Below are 15,753 nucleotides of genomic sequence, written 5' to 3' on the forward strand. Positions count from 1 at the left end.
GCCAAGCCGTTCCGCGTACTGTCTGCGAGGTGAACTGGCGCTCACCGAGACCGGCTGTCGTAGCGGCAGCGCTCGGTGCTGCCTTCGTCCTCTCTGCCGCCGTCTCGCTCACCGCGCCGATCTTGGTCCAGAGCAGTCGTGGTGGCAGCACTGCGGCAGAACCGAGCGTCCCCCGTTTCATCACCTGTTTCCAACCCCCGCAACCGACCGGAGCGGTGCCCGATCCATGCTGGGACCTCGCCGTCGCGGCTGGCCGGAGCACGCCGAGCGAAGCGGCGCGGGAGGCCGCCCGACTCGCCGCCGTTGAACTCCGAACGGAGTTGTCGGCCGTGGTGGATCGACAGCCGCCGGTCTGCGTGACGACTGCGGCCGGCGGGCCCGGGCCATGCAGTCGCGACAACGTCGACGCCGGCGAGCTGCGGAACGCGCTGAACCGTGTGGGTCTGGTCGACCATGTCGTACGGCCGGCGCGGTCCGACGACATCACCGAGGGCAAGGGGCACGTGTTCGCCGCGCGGGTTGAAGGTGCCTGCGTGCTCGGCTACGTGTCTTCCTCGCGCGAGGCGGCCGGTGTAGCTGGGACGCTGCCCGATGGCACGTGCTTGTCCGTCTGAGCAGTCACGACGCCGATGGGCCGCAACTGTCATGTGTCGGTGCGATCGGATGAAGGCACCCTGAGATCACGCCGGCCACGGCCAATGGCTCCGAGAACCGCGGAGGGAGTTGGGTGGTTTGCTACTGACACTTGGCGTTGAACTGTCGCCGCTCCGGGCAGGTGGCCTGGTTCGGCGATCGGAACGGTGATTATGGCGGGTGCAAATCGTGCGGCGGTCGCGGCGGCCGCGATAGTTCGCATTGACACGTGGCTTCAACAGCACGCGCCTCGGGCCCGCGCGGCTCTACGACCGCCGGCGTCTGAGCCCGACCTCGTGGCGGCGCAGGAGGCGGTCGGCCAGCCACTGCCGCCGGACCTGCGGGCCTGGTGGTTGTACGCCGACGGGGCGCATTTTAGCCTTCAGGCCGCCGACGGTTGGCTTATCCCGCCAGGCTTCGTGCCTTACTCGATCGCTGAAGCGTTGAAGAGTCGCCGCTTGTGGACGGACGTCGCTCGGGAGGTCGCACGCACCGACCCGGGACGTGCACACCCCCCATGGCGGCAGGTCCGCTGCCCAGACCTGCCAGCCGCCTGTCCGGTTCAGCCAGCCGTCCGGGCCCGCAACGCCGCGGCCGTCCGGGCGGGGTCATAGTCCGGCCCGACCCCGTCGACGATGATCAGCGCACCACCGATGTTCCGGGTACGCAACGGCAGGATCTCCTGGTAAGCGGGCGAGTCGTACCAGGCGCGGGCGGCGTCCCTGTCAGGGAACTCGAGGATGACCACCGTGCCCGGCCAGTCGCCCTCGATCACCTCGACCTCGGGAACATGCACCCGGAACCGCCCGCCGAACGGCTCCAGGGTTGACTGGACCCGCTCCATATAGGTGAAGACTTCCTCGTTGAGCTGCGGGCTGCGCAGGTGGACAAGCACGAAGGCGGGCATGCTTCCTCCACGTGGGGTGCGTCCGCCCGGCTGAACACCGGGCCGCTGCCCTCAATCTAGCGGCTTGGTCCCGGCGCCGACCGCGTCTTGACTGAGACTCGTCCGAGCAGCATCACCAGGACCTCCCGGGCGGTGCTGGACTGGTATGCGCACTGGTGCGAGCTACGCCTGGCTCGGCCGACCGGTAGCGGCAGCACCATTGGCAATCGGCGACGACGGCGGCCTGGCCGTGGAGGTCACCCGCCTCGTTCCCGCCTCGGGCAACCTGACCGTCTGCGGGCAACAGTTCTGGCGCAGCGCCACCCGAGCCGGACTGCCGGTCACCCTGTGGGCTGACACCTCCGTCGTTCACCTGCTCATCGACGGCGTCCGGCTCAAAACCGTCCCGTCCCGGCTCACCCCCACCCACCTGCGCCAACTCCTCGCCGACGATGGCCAACCCGCCGGGCCACCACCAATCACCACCGGCCCCGTCCAAGCCGGCGCCCCGACCGAAGTCGAACGGCTCGTCAACGCCACCGGCCTGATCAGCCTCGCCGGCCGGCAACACCCCGTCGGCTACCACTTCGCTGGCAGGCGGGTCACCGTCCGGCTCGACCGCGGCCTCATGCAGATCACCGCCGACGGGGTCCTGCTGCGCAGCCTGCCCAACCCCCTGACACCGGCCGAGGCCGCCAGCATCCGCGACGCCCGCCCCGCTGGACCACCACCCACCCCGAACCCGCAACCAGTGCGGGTCGAACGCCGCGTCAGCTGCCGAGGAGCCCTGGTCATTGCCGGTCAACGCATCCATGTCGGCATCGCCCACGCCGGAGCAACCCTCACCGTCGAAGCCGCCGACACCACCTTCCGCGTCCATGACGGCGACCAGCTCCTCACCGAAGTGCCACGCACCACCGTCAAACCGATCGCCCGCTTCAAGGTCCGCAAGCCGGAGCCCTCACGGCACAAAGCGGGCGGTCAGGTCGAGTCGGAGTACGCGAGGTGACTGCCGCAGTGCCGGCAGCGGAAGAGATATGCGGTGACCGGGCCGTCCTTGCTCAGCGCTTGCAGATACCAGTCCTTCTCATCGGCCGACCAGCCAACCCCGGCCAACTCCAGCCGCAGGTGTTCCAGCGCGTCCGGAAAGTCAGCCAACTCGTCCGCCCCGACCGAGCCATGGAACTCCGCCGCGTCTCGGCAATGGTGCAACCACTGCTCCTGCTGCCACCCCACAAAGCCGGGCGTTCGGCGGAGAACCACCTCCGTCACGTCGGCAGGCACATCATCCGGAACCCGCCAGCTCGCGTCGGTGAACTGCGCGTCGAATATCGCCGCCGCCCGGCCGTCCGCGATGCACCACGGGCACAGCGCCCTGGCCAGCTCTTCCACCGCATAGACCGGGCCGACATAAGTGAACGGCCGCCGCCGCCTGCAACACACGCACACCACTTCAGCGGCCACGATCGAACCCGTCCCCACCGGATCCGGGTGATAAGGGAACTGCGGAAGACCTTCCTCGTCAGCCAGCACCCGCCGATCCTAGGGCGTCACGAGCGGCCACCTGAGCCCTAAACAGCTACCCTGAAACGAAGATCGTCTAGCCGGACGTGTCCCCCACGTCCCGAGACTGATCTGTCACGCAGGTCCTGAGACCCGACATCGGGCGGCGGCCGGCGGCCAGCTCGCAACCGGGAGCCGGCAGCCGAGCGGGCTACCTCCTGGCGGGGTAGGTTGGCCATCGATGGGCTTGCCAACGTCCCACGTCCGGCGGCGCGCACGTGTGAGGAGTCGATCACGGCGCGGGACCAGTCGAGCTTGCCCGCGCCGCGCAGTTCGGCCAGCAGCACCTCATGCAGCCGCTGCCACACCCCGGGCCGGTTCCACTCCTCCCGGCGCCGCCAGCAGGTCACCCCGGAACCGAACCCCAGCTGCTGGGGCAGGAACTCCCACTGGATGCCGGTGTGCAGCACGAACAGGATCCCGCACAGCACCTGCCGGTCCGGGACCCGCTTGCGTCCCGGGTGCCGTGGATTGCGCTCAGGTTTGGGCAGCAACGGCTCGATGCGCTGCCACAGCCCATCCGGCACACCCCACGGCGGCTGCTCGCCACGCCTCACGTCTCGGCATCGTAGATTGCCCTCCACAAGGGATGAAAGACCCAAAGAGCGCGCTGTCGATGCGGTGAACCCTGTCCGGACACCATCGTGCTGTCCTCGTCCCGGCAATCGGGGGACGTGGACCGAGTTCGGCAGCTGAGGATGGAGCGGCCGGGCCCGCCGGTTCGCGGGCCCGGGTTGCTCACAGCGGTCCCAGGACCTCCTCGGGTGGCGCATCCAGCGAGAGCGTCTCGAGCACAGTGAGCAGCTGACGCTCCTCGTACCGGAAATGGCTCTCCATAATGGCTGCGACGCCCTCGAGGTGACGATCCAACTCGGCGACCGGTGCGGCCCGATCGACCGCGGCCTGCAGGCCTGCGAGCAGGTGCGCGATCATCGAGTGGTCCTGGGTGAGGTAGCGGAGCACGGGCTCCAGCTCCGGGTGGACCGCCTTGATGGCCGGGAACAGGGTGTGGTCCTCGCCCCGATGGTGCCCGTCAAGGGCAGCGCAGAACCCGTGGCAGTACAGCAGCAGGTCACGGGTGGCTGCCTCGCCGGACCCGCCTTCGGCAACCGCACTGCGGGTGAGGTCGAGCGCCTCGCGCAGGCGCGTGTGCACCTGGCGAAGCTCACGGCTCCAGGCGATGAGCCTGGTCGTCTCGCGCTCAGTCACGCGAAGACGAAGGATGCGACGTCAACATCGTCGGTCTCCCTCGGTCGGGCGCCTCCATGCCTGACACCGTCTGCCACCGGCACGCGACGCTACCTGAAGCATAGTTCATCGAGATCAGCTGACGGAAAGGCGAAAGACTGCCATGGTCAGCCCGTGCACGCTTCTGCCGCCGACAACGCGCGCCGAATGGCTCCGCCACCATCGCGCTTCTGCAGGTCAGTGCCTCATCGCAGTAGCCGGTCACCGAGTGCAGCGGGCAGCGAGTTCGACAAGATCTCGTATGCCCGGTCCCGGCGAAGCCAAAGCAGCTTGTGTCGGTCCCCGTCGCTCATGGCGAGTCGGAGCGCATCGCTTGTTCTGCCCTTGACCAGCCGCGCAGCGACCACCGCGTCGAAGTAAATGACCTTGTTGGTGGGATGCTCGGCCAGCAGCGTAGCGAGATCGAACGAGCCCAAGGCGGATTCAGGCAACGGTGTGCCAACCGTCGGCCCGAGGCCGTGCGACTTCGACTCGCTCCAGCTCAGCCGGCGCCTGATCAAACCGACCGGCGAAAGCCACAGTTCGCCGTGGACCCAATCGAGCCAGCCGGTTGTGCAACTCTTGCTCAAGCACTGCGCCAAGTCAGCCACGAAGGAGATCGTAGGGGGTCCGAGATCTCCTGAATATCGGAGTTTGCGCGGGCGGTGTCCTGTCATGCCGCTGATCGTGCGGTCATGCGCGAGCCCCAATCACGTAGCCGTTGTCTCTGGCGACTTGGCCGAGTTCCCGGGGAGTGGAGCCTGGCAGGGCCGTCTCTGCTGTCCTCGTCGATCGCGCCGCCGAGGATCGCTGTTTCGGAACGGTCAGTGCACCGGACGGAACAGGTGGGTGGCGTATGCCAAGGCCTGGAATGGTGCGGGGTCGGGCGGGGGCGAGCTGGTCTGGGTGAGGTCCGTCCGGGGTAATGCCGCGCCAGTGCTCGCTCAGCCAGTCCTGCTCGACCTGGTAGAGGCGGTCGAACCGCGATCGTAGGGTGGCGACCAGTCGTGGGATTCGTTGGGAGGCATGTCCACGCGCTGACGACGCCGACATGCCGCAACTGCATAGCGCGGATCGCGGCAGATCCGGACGTGGAAATAGACCATGACCGTGTTGATACCAAGGTCGTACGCGCTGTTAAGTCTGGCCCTGGTTCAGACTGGTCCGACGTCAAGGACGTGCAGCTACAAGTGCGGTCCCTGGCTCGTTTCACCACGGTGCACGAGTGGTGCGCGGTCACCCTGGAGGGCGGCCGTCAACTGATCCAAGCCCAGCGAACCCAGCTCAAGCGCCTGACGATGGAATGCGCGCCCGTCGCCGGGAAAGGACGAGCGGCCTGCCAGCCACACGCGCTCACCCACCTTGTAGGCCAGCGCCTGCCCTGGCCGGCCCAGGTAACGCGCGAGCTCGGCGGACGCGTACGGCCCCTGATGACAGCGGTCCCGCAATAGCTTCAACGCCGCGTCCGGCGTCCACAATGCTCTGTCGCCAGACGGCATCGGCAGCCGCAGGTGCAGGCCAATGTCGAGCACGACCCGTGCCGCCCGCAGGAGCTGCATGAATAGATGCCCCAGTCGCGCACCCGGCTGTTCATAGAGCCCGAGCTCGTCCATGAACCGCTCGGCGTACAGTGCCCAGCCCTCCTGACTGCCGGAGAGGCCGCCGAGCAGGTTCAGCCGCTGCCCGAGGCCTCCCCGGCAGACCTCGGCGCCGAGGTGGAGGTGGTGGCCGGGAACGCCCTCGTGATAGGCAGTGCTGTAGGCGTACCAGGTGGGGAAACTCGCTGCGTCCTCGGGCAGCGACCACCAGACCCGGCCCGGCCGCGTCAGGTCCCGCGACGGCCCGGTGTAGGCAATGCCGGACGACGTGGTCAACCGCGACTCGATGCGCCGCAGCGGGGCGGGGATGTCGAAGTACACGCCGTCCAGTCGCTCGGTGGCGGCCTCCAACAGCTCCTGCAGCCACGCGGCGAACGCCTCCCTGCTGTGCAGCGTGCCGGGTGCGTCGGGGCTGGCGAGCCAGGCGAGCACCTCTGGCACGCTCCCGCCCAGGGCCTTCGCCTCCGCGATCAGCTCTGCCTCTATCGCTCGGAACTCGTCCCAGCCCCAGTCGTACAGCTCGCGCAGGTCAGGCTGGGTCGCGAGGAAGGTGCGCACCCAGAGCGCGTACCGCTGCTGGCCGAACGCTTCCTCATCAACGGCCCGCGGTGCCAGGTCCGCGGTCAGCATCTCGGCCAGTTTCTGGTACGCCCCTCGCGCGCCCGCCGCCGCGGCCTGCAACGACGCCCGCTGACGCCCCTCGCCGTAGCGATCCACCAGGGCGACATCGCCGTCGATCCAGTTGCGGCAGCGCTGCGTGACGAGCTCCACCTGGCGCCGCGCCGGCAAATTGCCGCGCTCCGCGGCGAGTAAAAGGCTGCGGGCATACTCGTCCAAGGCCGCGGGGATCGCGGCCAGGCGTGCGCCGACACGAGCCCAGCCCTCCTCGAAGGCCGCGCCCGCGGCGCCGCGGCCGGGAACCGCGGCCTCGACGGCCTGGCGGATGAGCTGGAGCGGACCGGTGGCCGCCGCGTGCAGTTCACGCAGGTCCTCCCCGGCGTCGTGAAAGGCGATACGCGTATGCAGCCGTTCGGCGAGGTGGGCGTGCAGCGGGCTCGCGGCCGGCAGTGCGTCACCCAAGATCTCGAGCTCGCGCAGGGCGCGGGCTGCGAGATCGGCGCGGGCCTGGTGGCCCTCCGGGCCGTAGTCGGTAAGCCCCTCGACATCCTGCTCGCCAGCCTCGACGACCGCTGTGCAGGGGTCGAGGTCGGCCATCTCGCACAGGAGCCGATCCGCGAAGTCCTCGACCATGGGGGGCATTGCTAGGGCCTTGCCCTAGCTGCCGTGGTGCGAGCTGCATCGATCGCGGCAAGCGGTTCAGAACCAACTGACAACTTCCGCTCATCGGCTACTTATCTACTGGTGGTGTGACCGCAGCCCGGCCAGGCTTGGTCGAGGTGACCGGTGGGGTCGCTCTCACCTCGGCTGCCCACCGCGTTTTGGTGTGGCTCACTCGTGGCATGCGTCCTGCCGGTCACCGTGGCGCGGAGAGGCTCAAGAGGGGTCTGCCCAGCTCGAAGTAGCGCTGCCCTCCTCGCCGGATTCAGCCCCGGTCTGATCGAGGAGGACGAGCGTGGGACAGGTCATCATCGGTATGGATCCGCATAAGCGGTCCGCGACTATCGAAGTCATCAACGGCCGCGAGAAGGTCCTGGCGCAGGGCCGGTTCGGCACCGACCGCGACGGCTACCAGACGATGTTGAAGCTCGGCCGGCAGCACAAGGACCGTGTCTGGGCGGTGGAGGGCTGCAACGGCATCGGCCGACACATCGCCCAGCGGCTCGTCGCTGACGGCGAAACGGTGGTGGACGTGCCGGCGAAACTGTCCGCGCGGGCCCGGGTGTTCGACACCGGTCAGGGCCGTAAAACCGACCCGGTCGACGCCCACAGCGTCGCCGTCGCCGCCCTGCGCAGCAAGGGTCTACGGCAGGTCACCGTCGACGACGTGACGATTGCGTTGAGGCTGCTGGCCGACCGCCGCGACGGTCTCGGCCATGCCCGCACCGATCTGCTCAACCGCATCCACAAGCTGCTGCTGGAACTGCTGCCCGGTGGGGCGAAGAAGTTCCTGTCCGCTCCGCAGGCCCGCGCCCTGCTCAATACCGTCCGGCCGCGTGATCTGGTCGGGCGCACCCGCCGCCGGCTCGCCTCCGAGCTGATCAGTGAACTGGTCCAGGTCGACAAGAAGATCAAGGCCGCGGACAAGGAACTGACCGAGCTCGTCGAGACCACCGGCAGCAGTCTGCAGGACCTCCACGGCATCGGCCCCTCCGGCGCCGCCCGCCTGATCGGTGACGTCGCGGACATCAGCCGCTTCGCCACCCGCGGGCACTTCGCGTCCAGGAACGGCACCGCACCCCTGGACGCGTCGTCCGGTGACCAGCAACGCCACCGCCTGTCGAGGGCCGGGAACCGGCGCATCAACCGGGCCCTGCACATCATGGCCGTCGTCCAGCTGCGCCACGACACCGAAGGCCGCGCCCACTACCGGCGCAAACTCGCCGCAGGCAAAACACCGATGGAGGCCATGCGCGCCCTCAAGCGACGGCTGTCCGACATCGTCTACAAGCAAATGATCAAAGACGTCAAGAAGGCCGGGACGGGCCCGGGAGGACACGTGGGGGCGACTCTTCAATCCAGCGCGGCCGACACGATCCCCATGATCGACACTTCGGAACAGTCACTTCCCGGACCCGCCGACCCCAGCCTAGAACACCGCTCCTCGCCGCCTCTTCATGGATGACACAGAGGGGTGCCTACTTGTTCCATTGACCTGCGACCGTGGCCCGGCCAGGCTTCGGTCGAGGCGCCCGGGCTGTCGCTCTCATTTCGGCTGCCCACGCTGGTCGTGTGGCTCTCATCTGGCCTGCGCAGCCCGGGCGTCGCCCCCGGGCGGGGAGAGGCTCAAGAGGGGTTTGCTCGGCTCGAAGTAGCGTTGCCCTCCCGGCTCGACAACCCAGGTGGATCGAGCATCGGAGGACGCGTTGAGTGGCACGTCAGATCGTGTGGTCATCGGGATGGACCCGCACAAGCGCTCTGCCACGATCGAGGTCATGGCCAGCGACGAGACCGTCGTCGGCGGCGGCCGGTTCGACACCGACCGCAACGGCTACACGGCGATGAGGAAGTACGCCAAGCAGTGGCCGAACCGAGTCTGGGCGATCGAGGGCTGCCAGGGCATCGGCCGGCACATCGCCAACCGGCTCCTCGCCGACGGCGAGCAGGTCGTCGACGTCCCGCCGAAGCTGTCGGCCAGGGCGCGGGTGTTCGCCACCGGCCAGGGCCGCAAGACCGACGCCACCGACGCCCACTCCATCGCGCTGGTCGGCACCCGCATGGCCGGACTGCGCCCGGTCGTCAACGACGAGCAGCTGGCCCTGCTGCGGATCCTCGTCGACCGGCGCCGCTCTTTGGGCGAGGACCACACCCGGATGGTGTCCCAGCTGCATCAACTGCTGCTGGAACTGATTCCGGGTGGGGCGAAGAAGAGTCTGTCCGCCGCCCAGGCCAAAGCGTTGCTGGCCACCGTCCGGCCCCGTGACGCGGTCGGCAAGGCTCGACGGCGGGTCGCCGCGGAGCTGATCGGTGACCTCGAACGGATCTACCGGCGCTCCAAGGAGGCAGACAAGGAGCTGAAGGAATTGCTGGCCTCCACCGGCACCACGTTGATGGACCTGCACGGCATCGGACCCTCCGGCGCCGCCCGGCTGCTGGTCGAGGTCGGCGACATCACCCGGTTTCCCAACCGGGCCCACTTCGCCTCCTGGAACGGCACCGCCCCCATCGACGCGTCCTCGGGCCAGCAGGTGCGACATCGGCTCTCCCGTGCCGGGAACCGGCAGATCAACCGGGTGCTGCACATCATGGCCACGGTCCAGCTCCGCAACCCCACCGAAGGCCGCGCTTACTTCGACCGGAAGAAGGCCTCCGGCAAGACATCGATGGAAGCGATGCGCGCGCTCAAACGACGCCTGTCCGACATCGTCTACCGGTGCATGATCAGCGACGCGGTGGCCACGGCGGCGGGCCCGGGAGGACACCGGGGAACGACTACTGACTCCAGCGTGACCAGCTCGCATCCCCAAGCCGGCTCTTCGGAGAAGTCACTTCCCGGACCCGCCGAGACCCAGGATAGAACCCTTCTTTCGGCGGTGTCTTGACACAGAGGGGAGCCAGATCCGCACCGCGAGCCGCGAACGATCACGTAACCCTGCGTAGCGCGCGGATCGCGGCAGATCAGTACACCTGACCTTCGTCGACGCCCAGCCACGGGTAAGGCAATGCGCCCGGCAGCTATCCGAACGCATTGACATCGGCAGGATCGCACACCGGCCGTCTCCAGCCGGTGGCGTCGGCGGCGATCAGTTTCCTGATCAGAAGGGAGGTGCGTCCTCGCCCATCAACGCCAGCACGACGCCTCCCTTCCCGCTCTTGAGGCTCTGGACCACGACCTTGCCTGTGCTGCCGTCGGGCAACTCCAACGTAAAGGTCTTCCCGACCGCGTTCTTGGGGCCATTGCCGGCGCTGTTGGCGGGTCGGAAGTCGCCTGCCCACGGCGGGGTCCCACCCTTGCGGGCGGGCTCGGCGAAGAGCGCGGCGGTGCCGGGGGTCCTGGTGCCGTCCGAGGAGAGAAGCACTGAGGCGCTGCGATAGGTAGCCATATACGCCAAGGCTATCCCGGACTGCGCTCGTTCGCGCCACGACAACTGCCCCGTAACGCGAACGGCCACGGGGAGCGACCTTGATCTGCTCTCACCCCTTGGGTTGACCGTGCGTTGGCCGCGGCCCGAGCTAAACCCCGGCCGCCGAACCTGCAACTTCGGCGGCCGACAGCCCGCCGGCTCGGCCGACGTCTCGCCACCGCGTCCGCACTTGTCCGCACCAGTCCCAGACGCCTCGGCAGGTTGTCGGCGCGCACGATCGACGGCATGTGCGGATGTCCCGCATTCGGGTCAGCGCCCTCGTCTGCCACCATGGGCTCGTGGACGAGCAAATCACGCCGATCCTTCGCACCAACAACGCCGAAGCTGCCATGGCCTGGTATGCGCGGCTGGGCTGGCTCATCCCAATAGCGGTCGGTGCGCCGCTGATCAAGTGGCTCGCCCACCGCGCCCGCACCGCGAACGTGACCATCCCTACCGTTATCGGCGAAAAGGTTGCGCCGTGAACACCGGCGCGATCAGACTTCGCCGCGGACAGCACCGGCAAGGAGCGGACGTGCTAATCGCAAGCCACGCCGCCTACCCGGCATTCCGCCACGTCTTCCCTGACCCTCGGCGCCGCTTGCAGGCACTGCGTCCGTTCTTCGAAGCCACCGTGCGCGACGCGATCCCATTCGGCTCCGTGTACGCCAGTACCGATGCCGGCGCCACGGCCGCCGTCGCGGTTTGGCTGCCTCCGGGCGCGTTCCCCTGGACCGGCACCCGGCAGGCGCGGGCCGTACCGACACTCATCCAGACCATGATCGCCGCGCCCCGGTCCTTCCCCGCCTTCATGCGCCTAGGGTCCAACGCCGCACGGGCACACCCCACCGAGCCACACTGGTACCTCGTCGTGCTCGGAGTACGTCCGAGCCACCAGGGCCACGGCCACGGATCCCGGCTCGTCACTGCGGGACTTCGACATGCCGACCGCGCCGGCACCGCCTGCTACTTGGAGACCTCCGACCCGGACAACGTGGCGTTCTATCAACGGTTCGGCTTCACCGTCGTCGACGACGCGTTGCCCCTCGTGCCCGGCGGCCCAACCCACATCGCGATGCGCCGCCCACCGGTCAGGTAGCGACCGGCGATTTCAGGTTCCGAGCCCGCAGTCAAGCGAGCTCCTGGCCGCCTGACCGGTCCGACCTGACGCTCTGATCGAACATCCTCAATTCGGCACGACCGCGCGCCCAGCGGCTACGTCCGGACGGCAACCGGGCCAGCTCGGCGTGACGCTGCGTAGCGCGCAGATCGCGGCAGAAGCGGATGTTCGATGTTGGCTCTCCGCTGCGATTATGAGCCTGTGTTACATCACAATGAGCCTGTCGACTTCTTGCGTCGCTACGACGGCGTCCCGCCGGAGATCCTGGCCGATGGGACTTGGTTGCTTGAGCGGCGAACCTTCTGGGCGAGCCTGATGTACGGCTTGGCTGAAGAGGACCTCCTCGATGCTCTGTTCGGCAGTGGTGAAGAGGTCTGGCTAACTGACCAGATCGACAATCTGCATGAAGAGATCGAACAGTCCGGTAAGTGGCCAGTGCTCAGGCTCGGAACCCAGGCTTCAGACTTCGCGATGGTCGCCTGGCATGGTCACGGCACGGAGGGCTACGACTTCGTCGTTTTGCCTGGTGGCGATCGGTGTATCAGCGTGGCGAGTGTCGAAGGCGGCTTCTACGGACCTGGGTTGTCCTGGCCGGAGGCAGAGAGGTTGATCGAGCGAGGGCACCTCGGCTCGACTGCTCAGCGTCTGCTTCTGCTTGTGCGCGCGCTGGGGGACGCGGATATGCCGACGGACGTGGTGGGACAAGTTGCCGAAGCACTGTTAGCCGTCGGCAACGCCACGTGCTCCTACGAGATCGCTGTGGAGGCCGCTCAGCAACTGCTCAAGGACGAAACGCGGTGGACTATGCAAGGTGAAGTACTGCTTTGCGATGGTAGACATGCGGTTCGCCGACCGGGCGGGCTGCCTCCGGATGACCTGCTCAATCTGACGCGGGCACTGCAGTAACGCCGTGCCTCAGTACCTCCTCGGCCCGGGTCTCCCGGCTGAGCGGGTGCACTCTCCTCGGCAGATCCGGTCGTCTCGAACGCGCTGTCCGTGGCAAATGAGTGCAGTTAGGCCGGTCACCGGCTGGGCGATCGGGCCGACGTCGCCGGCCCGTGGTGTGATCGGTCGTCATCAGCATGATCATGCGCAAGCGAACTGTCTTGTCGGTCCAGGCGCGTAGCGTCCAGAAGTGTTCGCGACGGAGGAGAAGCCAGATGATCGACAGTAACGGCACCTCGGATTTCGAGCCTGTGGCCCGCGCGCTGGAGACGCTGCTGCGTGGGGTGACCGACGACCTGCTCACCTGTCCCACCCCGTGTGAGAGGTGGACGGTCGGCGATTTACTCGACCACCTCATGGGGCTGACGGTCGCGTTCCGGATAGCTGCTGAGAAGGGACCCGACGCCGCGCCGGCTGGCCCTGGCAATCCCTCGGTTGCGAAGCTCGACCCGGAGTGGCGCAGCCGACTGCCGGTGCAGCTCGATGAGTTGGTTGCTGCGTGGCGCGAGCCGGCCGCCTGGAGGGGCGAGACCGCGGCCGGCGGGGTGGTGCTGCCGGCCGAGATCATGGGCATCGTCGCGCTGAACGAGCTGGTCGTCCACGGATGGGATCTCGCCAGCGCGACCGGACAGCCATACGACGCCGATAATCGGACCGTCGAGACGGTCTCTCGCCTGGTGTCCCAACAGGCGAGCAGCGACGGCACCCCTGGCCTGTTCGGACCGTCGATTACCCTGCCCGCCGGCGCTCCCCTGCTCGACCGGGTCCTCGGGCTCACCGGCCGCGACCCCGGGTGGAAGTCCTAGCACCGATACGCAAATCCGGCGAAGATGGCAGACGGCAAGGGACCTCTGGCTGCCGGGGCTCAGTCAGACCTTCTGAGCAACTGCGCGGTCAGCGGCAGAACCGTGCACGTGACCTTGAGAACGTACAGCCGTCACGAGCAGGAATCGCGCGCGATGACGGCGGTGATTAGTTCCATCCCGTGGCGTTGCAGGACACGGTCTGGCAGTCCTCGCAGATGAAGAGGCTGCGCCAGCCGTCGCCGTACTCACGGATCCGGTTCTCGACCGAGACGACGTGGAACATCAGCTGTCCGCAGGAGGGGCAGGACGGATTCGCGTAGAGGCCGGTCGGCGGGCCGCCGGCAGTGCCGACGACACCAGGGGTGAGTTGGACGTGGCCGTTGCGATATACGAGGTCCGTGTCGTAGGGCCGCAGTTCCACCGAGCCCAACCCAAAGCCGGGTACCTCCAGCGAGCGGTAGGTCTCCTCTTCCTCGGCGGCGGGCGGCTCGTCGTACATGATGGCCTCGCTGTGGTAGCGGCCGTAGTCGTCGATGCCTGCGTGGAGGGTCCACGAGCAGGTGGCCCGTATCCCGACGAGGTGGACACGATCGGCCGGCCAAGGTGGCAGGCCCGGCACGTCTGTGTGACGCAACGACAGGTAGTGCCAGGAGATCAGGGTGGCCGAGGGGCACTGCGCTACCTGTTCGACCGGCAGTCGCACCGGGTGATCTACGGCCGCGAGTTCTCCCGGTTGGTTGATGGGCCGCAGGAAAACGGCGCGGCGATGGGGCGAGAACCGGTTTAGTGCTGGTCCTGTGGGCGGCACCCAGATCCCGCAGAGCTCATACTCTTCGCGGTCTCCGCCGTTACGCACATCCTCTGCGATCGCGCTCAGGGCGGCAGCGCTGCCGATCGCGGCGAACGCCCAAGCGTCACCGAACGACCAGTGATGACGCAACCTTCGCGCCAGGTGCTCCACGCACCGATCCGGTGCACCGCCCAACAGCAGACACTGGTCCGCGAAGCTGACGTCGAACCGTTCGAGCATGTCGGTGATGACTGCCTCTTGGTACGGCCGGAACAACTCCGGTCGCGTGCCTGCGAGGAAAGCCAGATGGTCACCGAGCCCTCGGGTGTCCAAGTCAGGCCGTTGGAGGAGTTCCATCAGCGCGGCAAGATCGTCCGGGCCAGCGGTAACGGTGCCATACCCGTCACGGGCTTGATCGGCATCGCGGCAAAATATCACCTCGGCCTCCGGACGACTGCTCGGCCACAGACCAGGCATCGCCGGCGTTAACGCCCGTCGACACGACCGACCCAGGGTGTAGGCGTCGGCCCGCCGAGCGAAAACCCAGATCTTTCGCCGACGAGCCAGGCGCACGCTCCTCCAAGGGCCGTACCTTGCCGTGTACGGTCTGCGGTCATGTCGCTCAAGCTGCTCCCGGTCGACGACGTGTGGGTGGACCGCATGATCATGCTGGCCGACGTGCCCTGGGAACGGGCGACGGTCGAGGCGATGTTCGTGGAGTGGGGTCTCGTCCGGCCCGGCGAGGACGTCGGTTGGGAGGGGGGCCCGGGAGCACCGCAGTTCGCCGTCGACCACGAGGGTGAACCGTCGGGGTGGCTCGTCGAGCTCGGCGCGGCCCCGCCGGATCCGGACGTGTGGGTGCACCTGCCGTGCGCGCTGTACTGGCCGGCGTTCGGGGCGGAGGAGCCGGACGACCGCGACGACGAGGACGAGCACGACGAGGACCTTCCCCCGCTGTGGGCTCGGTGGCCGGACGCAAGGCGGGCCAAGTTCCATGCCGAACGGGATCGCCTCGCCGCGCTAATCACCACCCGTCTCGGTGCGCCGGAGAGCGTGGTGACCGGAGCGTACGACAGCTACCGGGCGGTGTGGCGACGTGGTGACCGGGCGCTGCTGCTGGAGACGACCGACGACATCCACACGTACTCGCATTACGACGTGCTCGGCATCCGGCTGCGGCGATACGACCCGTCGCTCACCGACCTGGACACCTGACTGAGGCCGGCGCCGTGCCAAGGCTACGGCGCGGATACCGGCGCGGCTCGCGGCAGATGAGCGCAGATGATCATGAAGGTGCCGATTGCGGCGAGTTCGGAGGCTTGGCCTTCTGCGGGTAAATCGTCTCGTGACGGGCCAGCATGGCAACGAACTCGCCGATCTTCCGCTCGCGGGTCTGCGCCCGTTTGACGGCATTGACGCGGTGGACGAGAGCGAACCGGTTGGTTTTGGTGAGTACGTCGAACATGGCCTGGGCGGCGGGGTCGGCGGCGATGGCGGCGAGGA

18 protein-coding genes are annotated in these 15,753 nt (G+C 67.9%); 9 read left to right on the top strand and 9 right to left on the bottom strand.

The window, feature by feature from the left end; genetic code table 11:
* Nucleotides 1–29: 29 nt before the first annotated feature.
* A complete protein-coding gene (locus tag ACTMS9_RS23810) occupies nucleotides 30–614 on the top strand; it encodes a hypothetical protein (protein ID WP_441166049.1) in 585 nt (194 codons plus the stop codon).
* A 581-nt stretch (nucleotides 615–1,195) separates the two neighbouring features.
* Here ACTMS9_RS23810 and ACTMS9_RS23815 read toward each other — a convergent pair.
* Nucleotides 1,196–1,540 (bottom strand): DUF1330 domain-containing protein, encoded by a 345-nt coding sequence (locus ACTMS9_RS23815; protein WP_280838951.1) that lies wholly within the window; start codon nucleotides 1,538–1,540, stop codon nucleotides 1,196–1,198.
* Between the two features lie 229 nt (nucleotides 1,541–1,769).
* Here ACTMS9_RS23815 and ACTMS9_RS23820 point away from each other — a divergent pair, with 229 nt between their 5' ends.
* The gene (locus ACTMS9_RS23820) at nucleotides 1,770–2,528 is read left to right on the top strand and encodes a hypothetical protein (RefSeq protein ID WP_441166050.1); all 759 of its coding nucleotides are present in this window, start codon (nucleotides 1,770–1,772) and stop codon (nucleotides 2,526–2,528) included.
* Here ACTMS9_RS23820 and ACTMS9_RS23825 read toward each other — a convergent pair.
* The 5 genes from ACTMS9_RS23825 to ACTMS9_RS23845 all read right to left on the bottom strand — a co-directional run bounded on the left by ACTMS9_RS23825 (nucleotide 2,501) and on the right by ACTMS9_RS23845 (nucleotide 7,158).
* Nucleotides 2,501–3,052 carry a CbrC family protein gene (locus ACTMS9_RS23825; RefSeq protein WP_441148965.1) on the bottom strand — a complete coding sequence of 184 codons (552 nt, stop codon included), beginning with the start codon at nucleotides 3,050–3,052 and terminating at the stop codon, nucleotides 2,501–2,503. The two genes, ACTMS9_RS23820 and ACTMS9_RS23825, sit on opposite strands and share 28 nt — an antisense overlap.
* A gap of 38 nt (nucleotides 3,053–3,090) precedes the next feature.
* Nucleotides 3,091–3,639, bottom strand: coding sequence for an IS5 family transposase (locus ACTMS9_RS23830; protein WP_441166051.1), 549 nt, complete (start codon nucleotides 3,637–3,639; stop codon nucleotides 3,091–3,093).
* A gap of 181 nt (nucleotides 3,640–3,820) precedes the next feature.
* Entirely contained in the window at nucleotides 3,821–4,291 is a 471-nt protein-coding gene (locus ACTMS9_RS23835) for a hemerythrin domain-containing protein (RefSeq protein WP_441166052.1), read from the bottom strand.
* 224 nt (nucleotides 4,292–4,515) lie between these two features.
* Nucleotides 4,516–4,920, bottom strand: a complete 405-nt coding sequence (locus tag ACTMS9_RS23840) for a hypothetical protein (protein ID WP_441166053.1) — start codon at nucleotides 4,918–4,920, stop codon at nucleotides 4,516–4,518.
* Between the two features lie 573 nt (nucleotides 4,921–5,493).
* Nucleotides 5,494–7,158: a DUF885 domain-containing protein gene (locus ACTMS9_RS23845; RefSeq protein ID WP_441166054.1), complete on the bottom strand. Its 1,665-nt coding sequence runs from the start codon at nucleotides 7,156–7,158 to the stop codon at nucleotides 5,494–5,496.
* 322 nt (nucleotides 7,159–7,480) lie between these two features.
* On the opposite strand from ACTMS9_RS23845, the gene ACTMS9_RS23850 reads away from it, so the two are divergent.
* On the top strand, nucleotides 7,481–8,650 hold the full coding sequence (locus ACTMS9_RS23850) for an IS110 family transposase (RefSeq protein WP_441166055.1): 1,170 nt from the start codon (nucleotides 7,481–7,483) through the stop codon (nucleotides 8,648–8,650).
* A gap of 274 nt (nucleotides 8,651–8,924) precedes the next feature.
* A complete protein-coding gene (locus tag ACTMS9_RS23855; RefSeq protein WP_441166056.1) occupies nucleotides 8,925–10,067 on the top strand; it encodes an IS110 family transposase in 1,143 nt (380 codons plus the stop codon).
* A 213-nt stretch (nucleotides 10,068–10,280) separates the two neighbouring features.
* Here the strand turns inward: ACTMS9_RS23855 and ACTMS9_RS23860 are convergent, their stop codons facing one another.
* A complete protein-coding gene (locus ACTMS9_RS23860) occupies nucleotides 10,281–10,568 on the bottom strand; it encodes a hypothetical protein (RefSeq protein WP_074310625.1) in 288 nt (95 codons plus the stop codon).
* A gap of 320 nt (nucleotides 10,569–10,888) precedes the next feature.
* Between ACTMS9_RS23860 and ACTMS9_RS23865 the strand changes: the two genes are divergently transcribed.
* From ACTMS9_RS23865 to ACTMS9_RS23880, 4 genes are all read left to right on the top strand, one after another.
* Nucleotides 10,889–11,074 (top strand): hypothetical protein, encoded by a 186-nt coding sequence (locus ACTMS9_RS23865; RefSeq protein ID WP_441148973.1) that lies wholly within the window; start codon nucleotides 10,889–10,891, stop codon nucleotides 11,072–11,074.
* Complete coding sequence (locus ACTMS9_RS23870) at nucleotides 11,071–11,688, top strand: GNAT family N-acetyltransferase (protein WP_441148974.1); 618 nt, start codon at nucleotides 11,071–11,073, stop codon at nucleotides 11,686–11,688. Before ACTMS9_RS23865 ends, ACTMS9_RS23870 begins: the two co-directional genes overlap by 4 nt.
* A gap of 192 nt (nucleotides 11,689–11,880) precedes the next feature.
* On the top strand, nucleotides 11,881–12,615 hold the full coding sequence (locus ACTMS9_RS23875; protein WP_441166057.1) for a hypothetical protein: 735 nt from the start codon (nucleotides 11,881–11,883) through the stop codon (nucleotides 12,613–12,615).
* Nucleotides 12,616–12,869: 254 nt separating this feature from the next.
* On the top strand, nucleotides 12,870–13,460 hold the full coding sequence (locus ACTMS9_RS23880; RefSeq protein WP_441148976.1) for a TIGR03086 family metal-binding protein: 591 nt from the start codon (nucleotides 12,870–12,872) through the stop codon (nucleotides 13,458–13,460).
* Nucleotides 13,461–13,626: 166 nt separating this feature from the next.
* On the opposite strand, the gene ACTMS9_RS23885 is transcribed toward ACTMS9_RS23880, so the two are convergent.
* The gene (locus tag ACTMS9_RS23885; RefSeq protein WP_441166058.1) at nucleotides 13,627–14,727 is read right to left on the bottom strand and encodes a hypothetical protein; all 1,101 of its coding nucleotides are present in this window, start codon (nucleotides 14,725–14,727) and stop codon (nucleotides 13,627–13,629) included.
* Between the two features lie 138 nt (nucleotides 14,728–14,865).
* Between ACTMS9_RS23885 and ACTMS9_RS23890 the strand changes: the two genes are divergently transcribed.
* Complete coding sequence (locus tag ACTMS9_RS23890) at nucleotides 14,866–15,465, top strand: hypothetical protein (RefSeq protein WP_441166059.1); 600 nt, start codon at nucleotides 14,866–14,868, stop codon at nucleotides 15,463–15,465.
* Between the two features lie 70 nt (nucleotides 15,466–15,535).
* Here the strand turns inward: ACTMS9_RS23890 and ACTMS9_RS23895 are convergent.
* On the bottom strand, nucleotides 15,536–15,753 hold a 218-nt coding region (locus ACTMS9_RS23895; protein WP_441166060.1), incomplete at its 5' end, for a YdeI/OmpD-associated family protein.

The sequence above is a fragment of the Micromonospora sp. L31 genome (genome assembly GCF_052068075.1).
Taxonomy (GTDB): Bacteria; Actinomycetota; Actinomycetes; order Mycobacteriales; family Micromonosporaceae; genus Micromonospora; species Micromonospora purpureochromogenes.

What these genes read in the sequence shown, in the direction of transcription:
- ACTMS9_RS23815 (WP_280838951.1), bottom strand. Translation starts at nt 1,540, where the DNA reads ATGCCCGCCTTCGTGCTTGTCCACCTGCGCAGCCCGCAGCTCAACGAG.
- ACTMS9_RS23845 (WP_441166054.1), bottom strand. Translation starts at nt 7,158, where the DNA reads ATGGTCGAGGACTTCGCGGATCGGCTCCTGTGCGAGATGGCCGACCTC.
- ACTMS9_RS23855 (WP_441166056.1), top strand. Translation starts at nt 8,925, where the DNA reads ATGGACCCGCACAAGCGCTCTGCCACGATCGAGGTCATGGCCAGCGAC.
- ACTMS9_RS23860 (WP_074310625.1), bottom strand. Translation starts at nt 10,568, where the DNA reads ATGGCTACCTATCGCAGCGCCTCAGTGCTTCTCTCCTCGGACGGCACC.
- ACTMS9_RS23875 (WP_441166057.1), top strand. Translation starts at nt 11,881, where the DNA reads ATGTTGGCTCTCCGCTGCGATTATGAGCCTGTGTTACATCACAATGAG.
- ACTMS9_RS23880 (WP_441148976.1), top strand. Translation starts at nt 12,870, where the DNA reads ATGATCGACAGTAACGGCACCTCGGATTTCGAGCCTGTGGCCCGCGCG.
- ACTMS9_RS23885 (WP_441166058.1), bottom strand. Translation starts at nt 14,727, where the DNA reads ATGCCTGGTCTGTGGCCGAGCAGTCGTCCGGAGGCCGAGGTGATATTT.
- ACTMS9_RS23890 (WP_441166059.1), top strand. Translation starts at nt 14,866, where the DNA reads ATGTCGCTCAAGCTGCTCCCGGTCGACGACGTGTGGGTGGACCGCATG.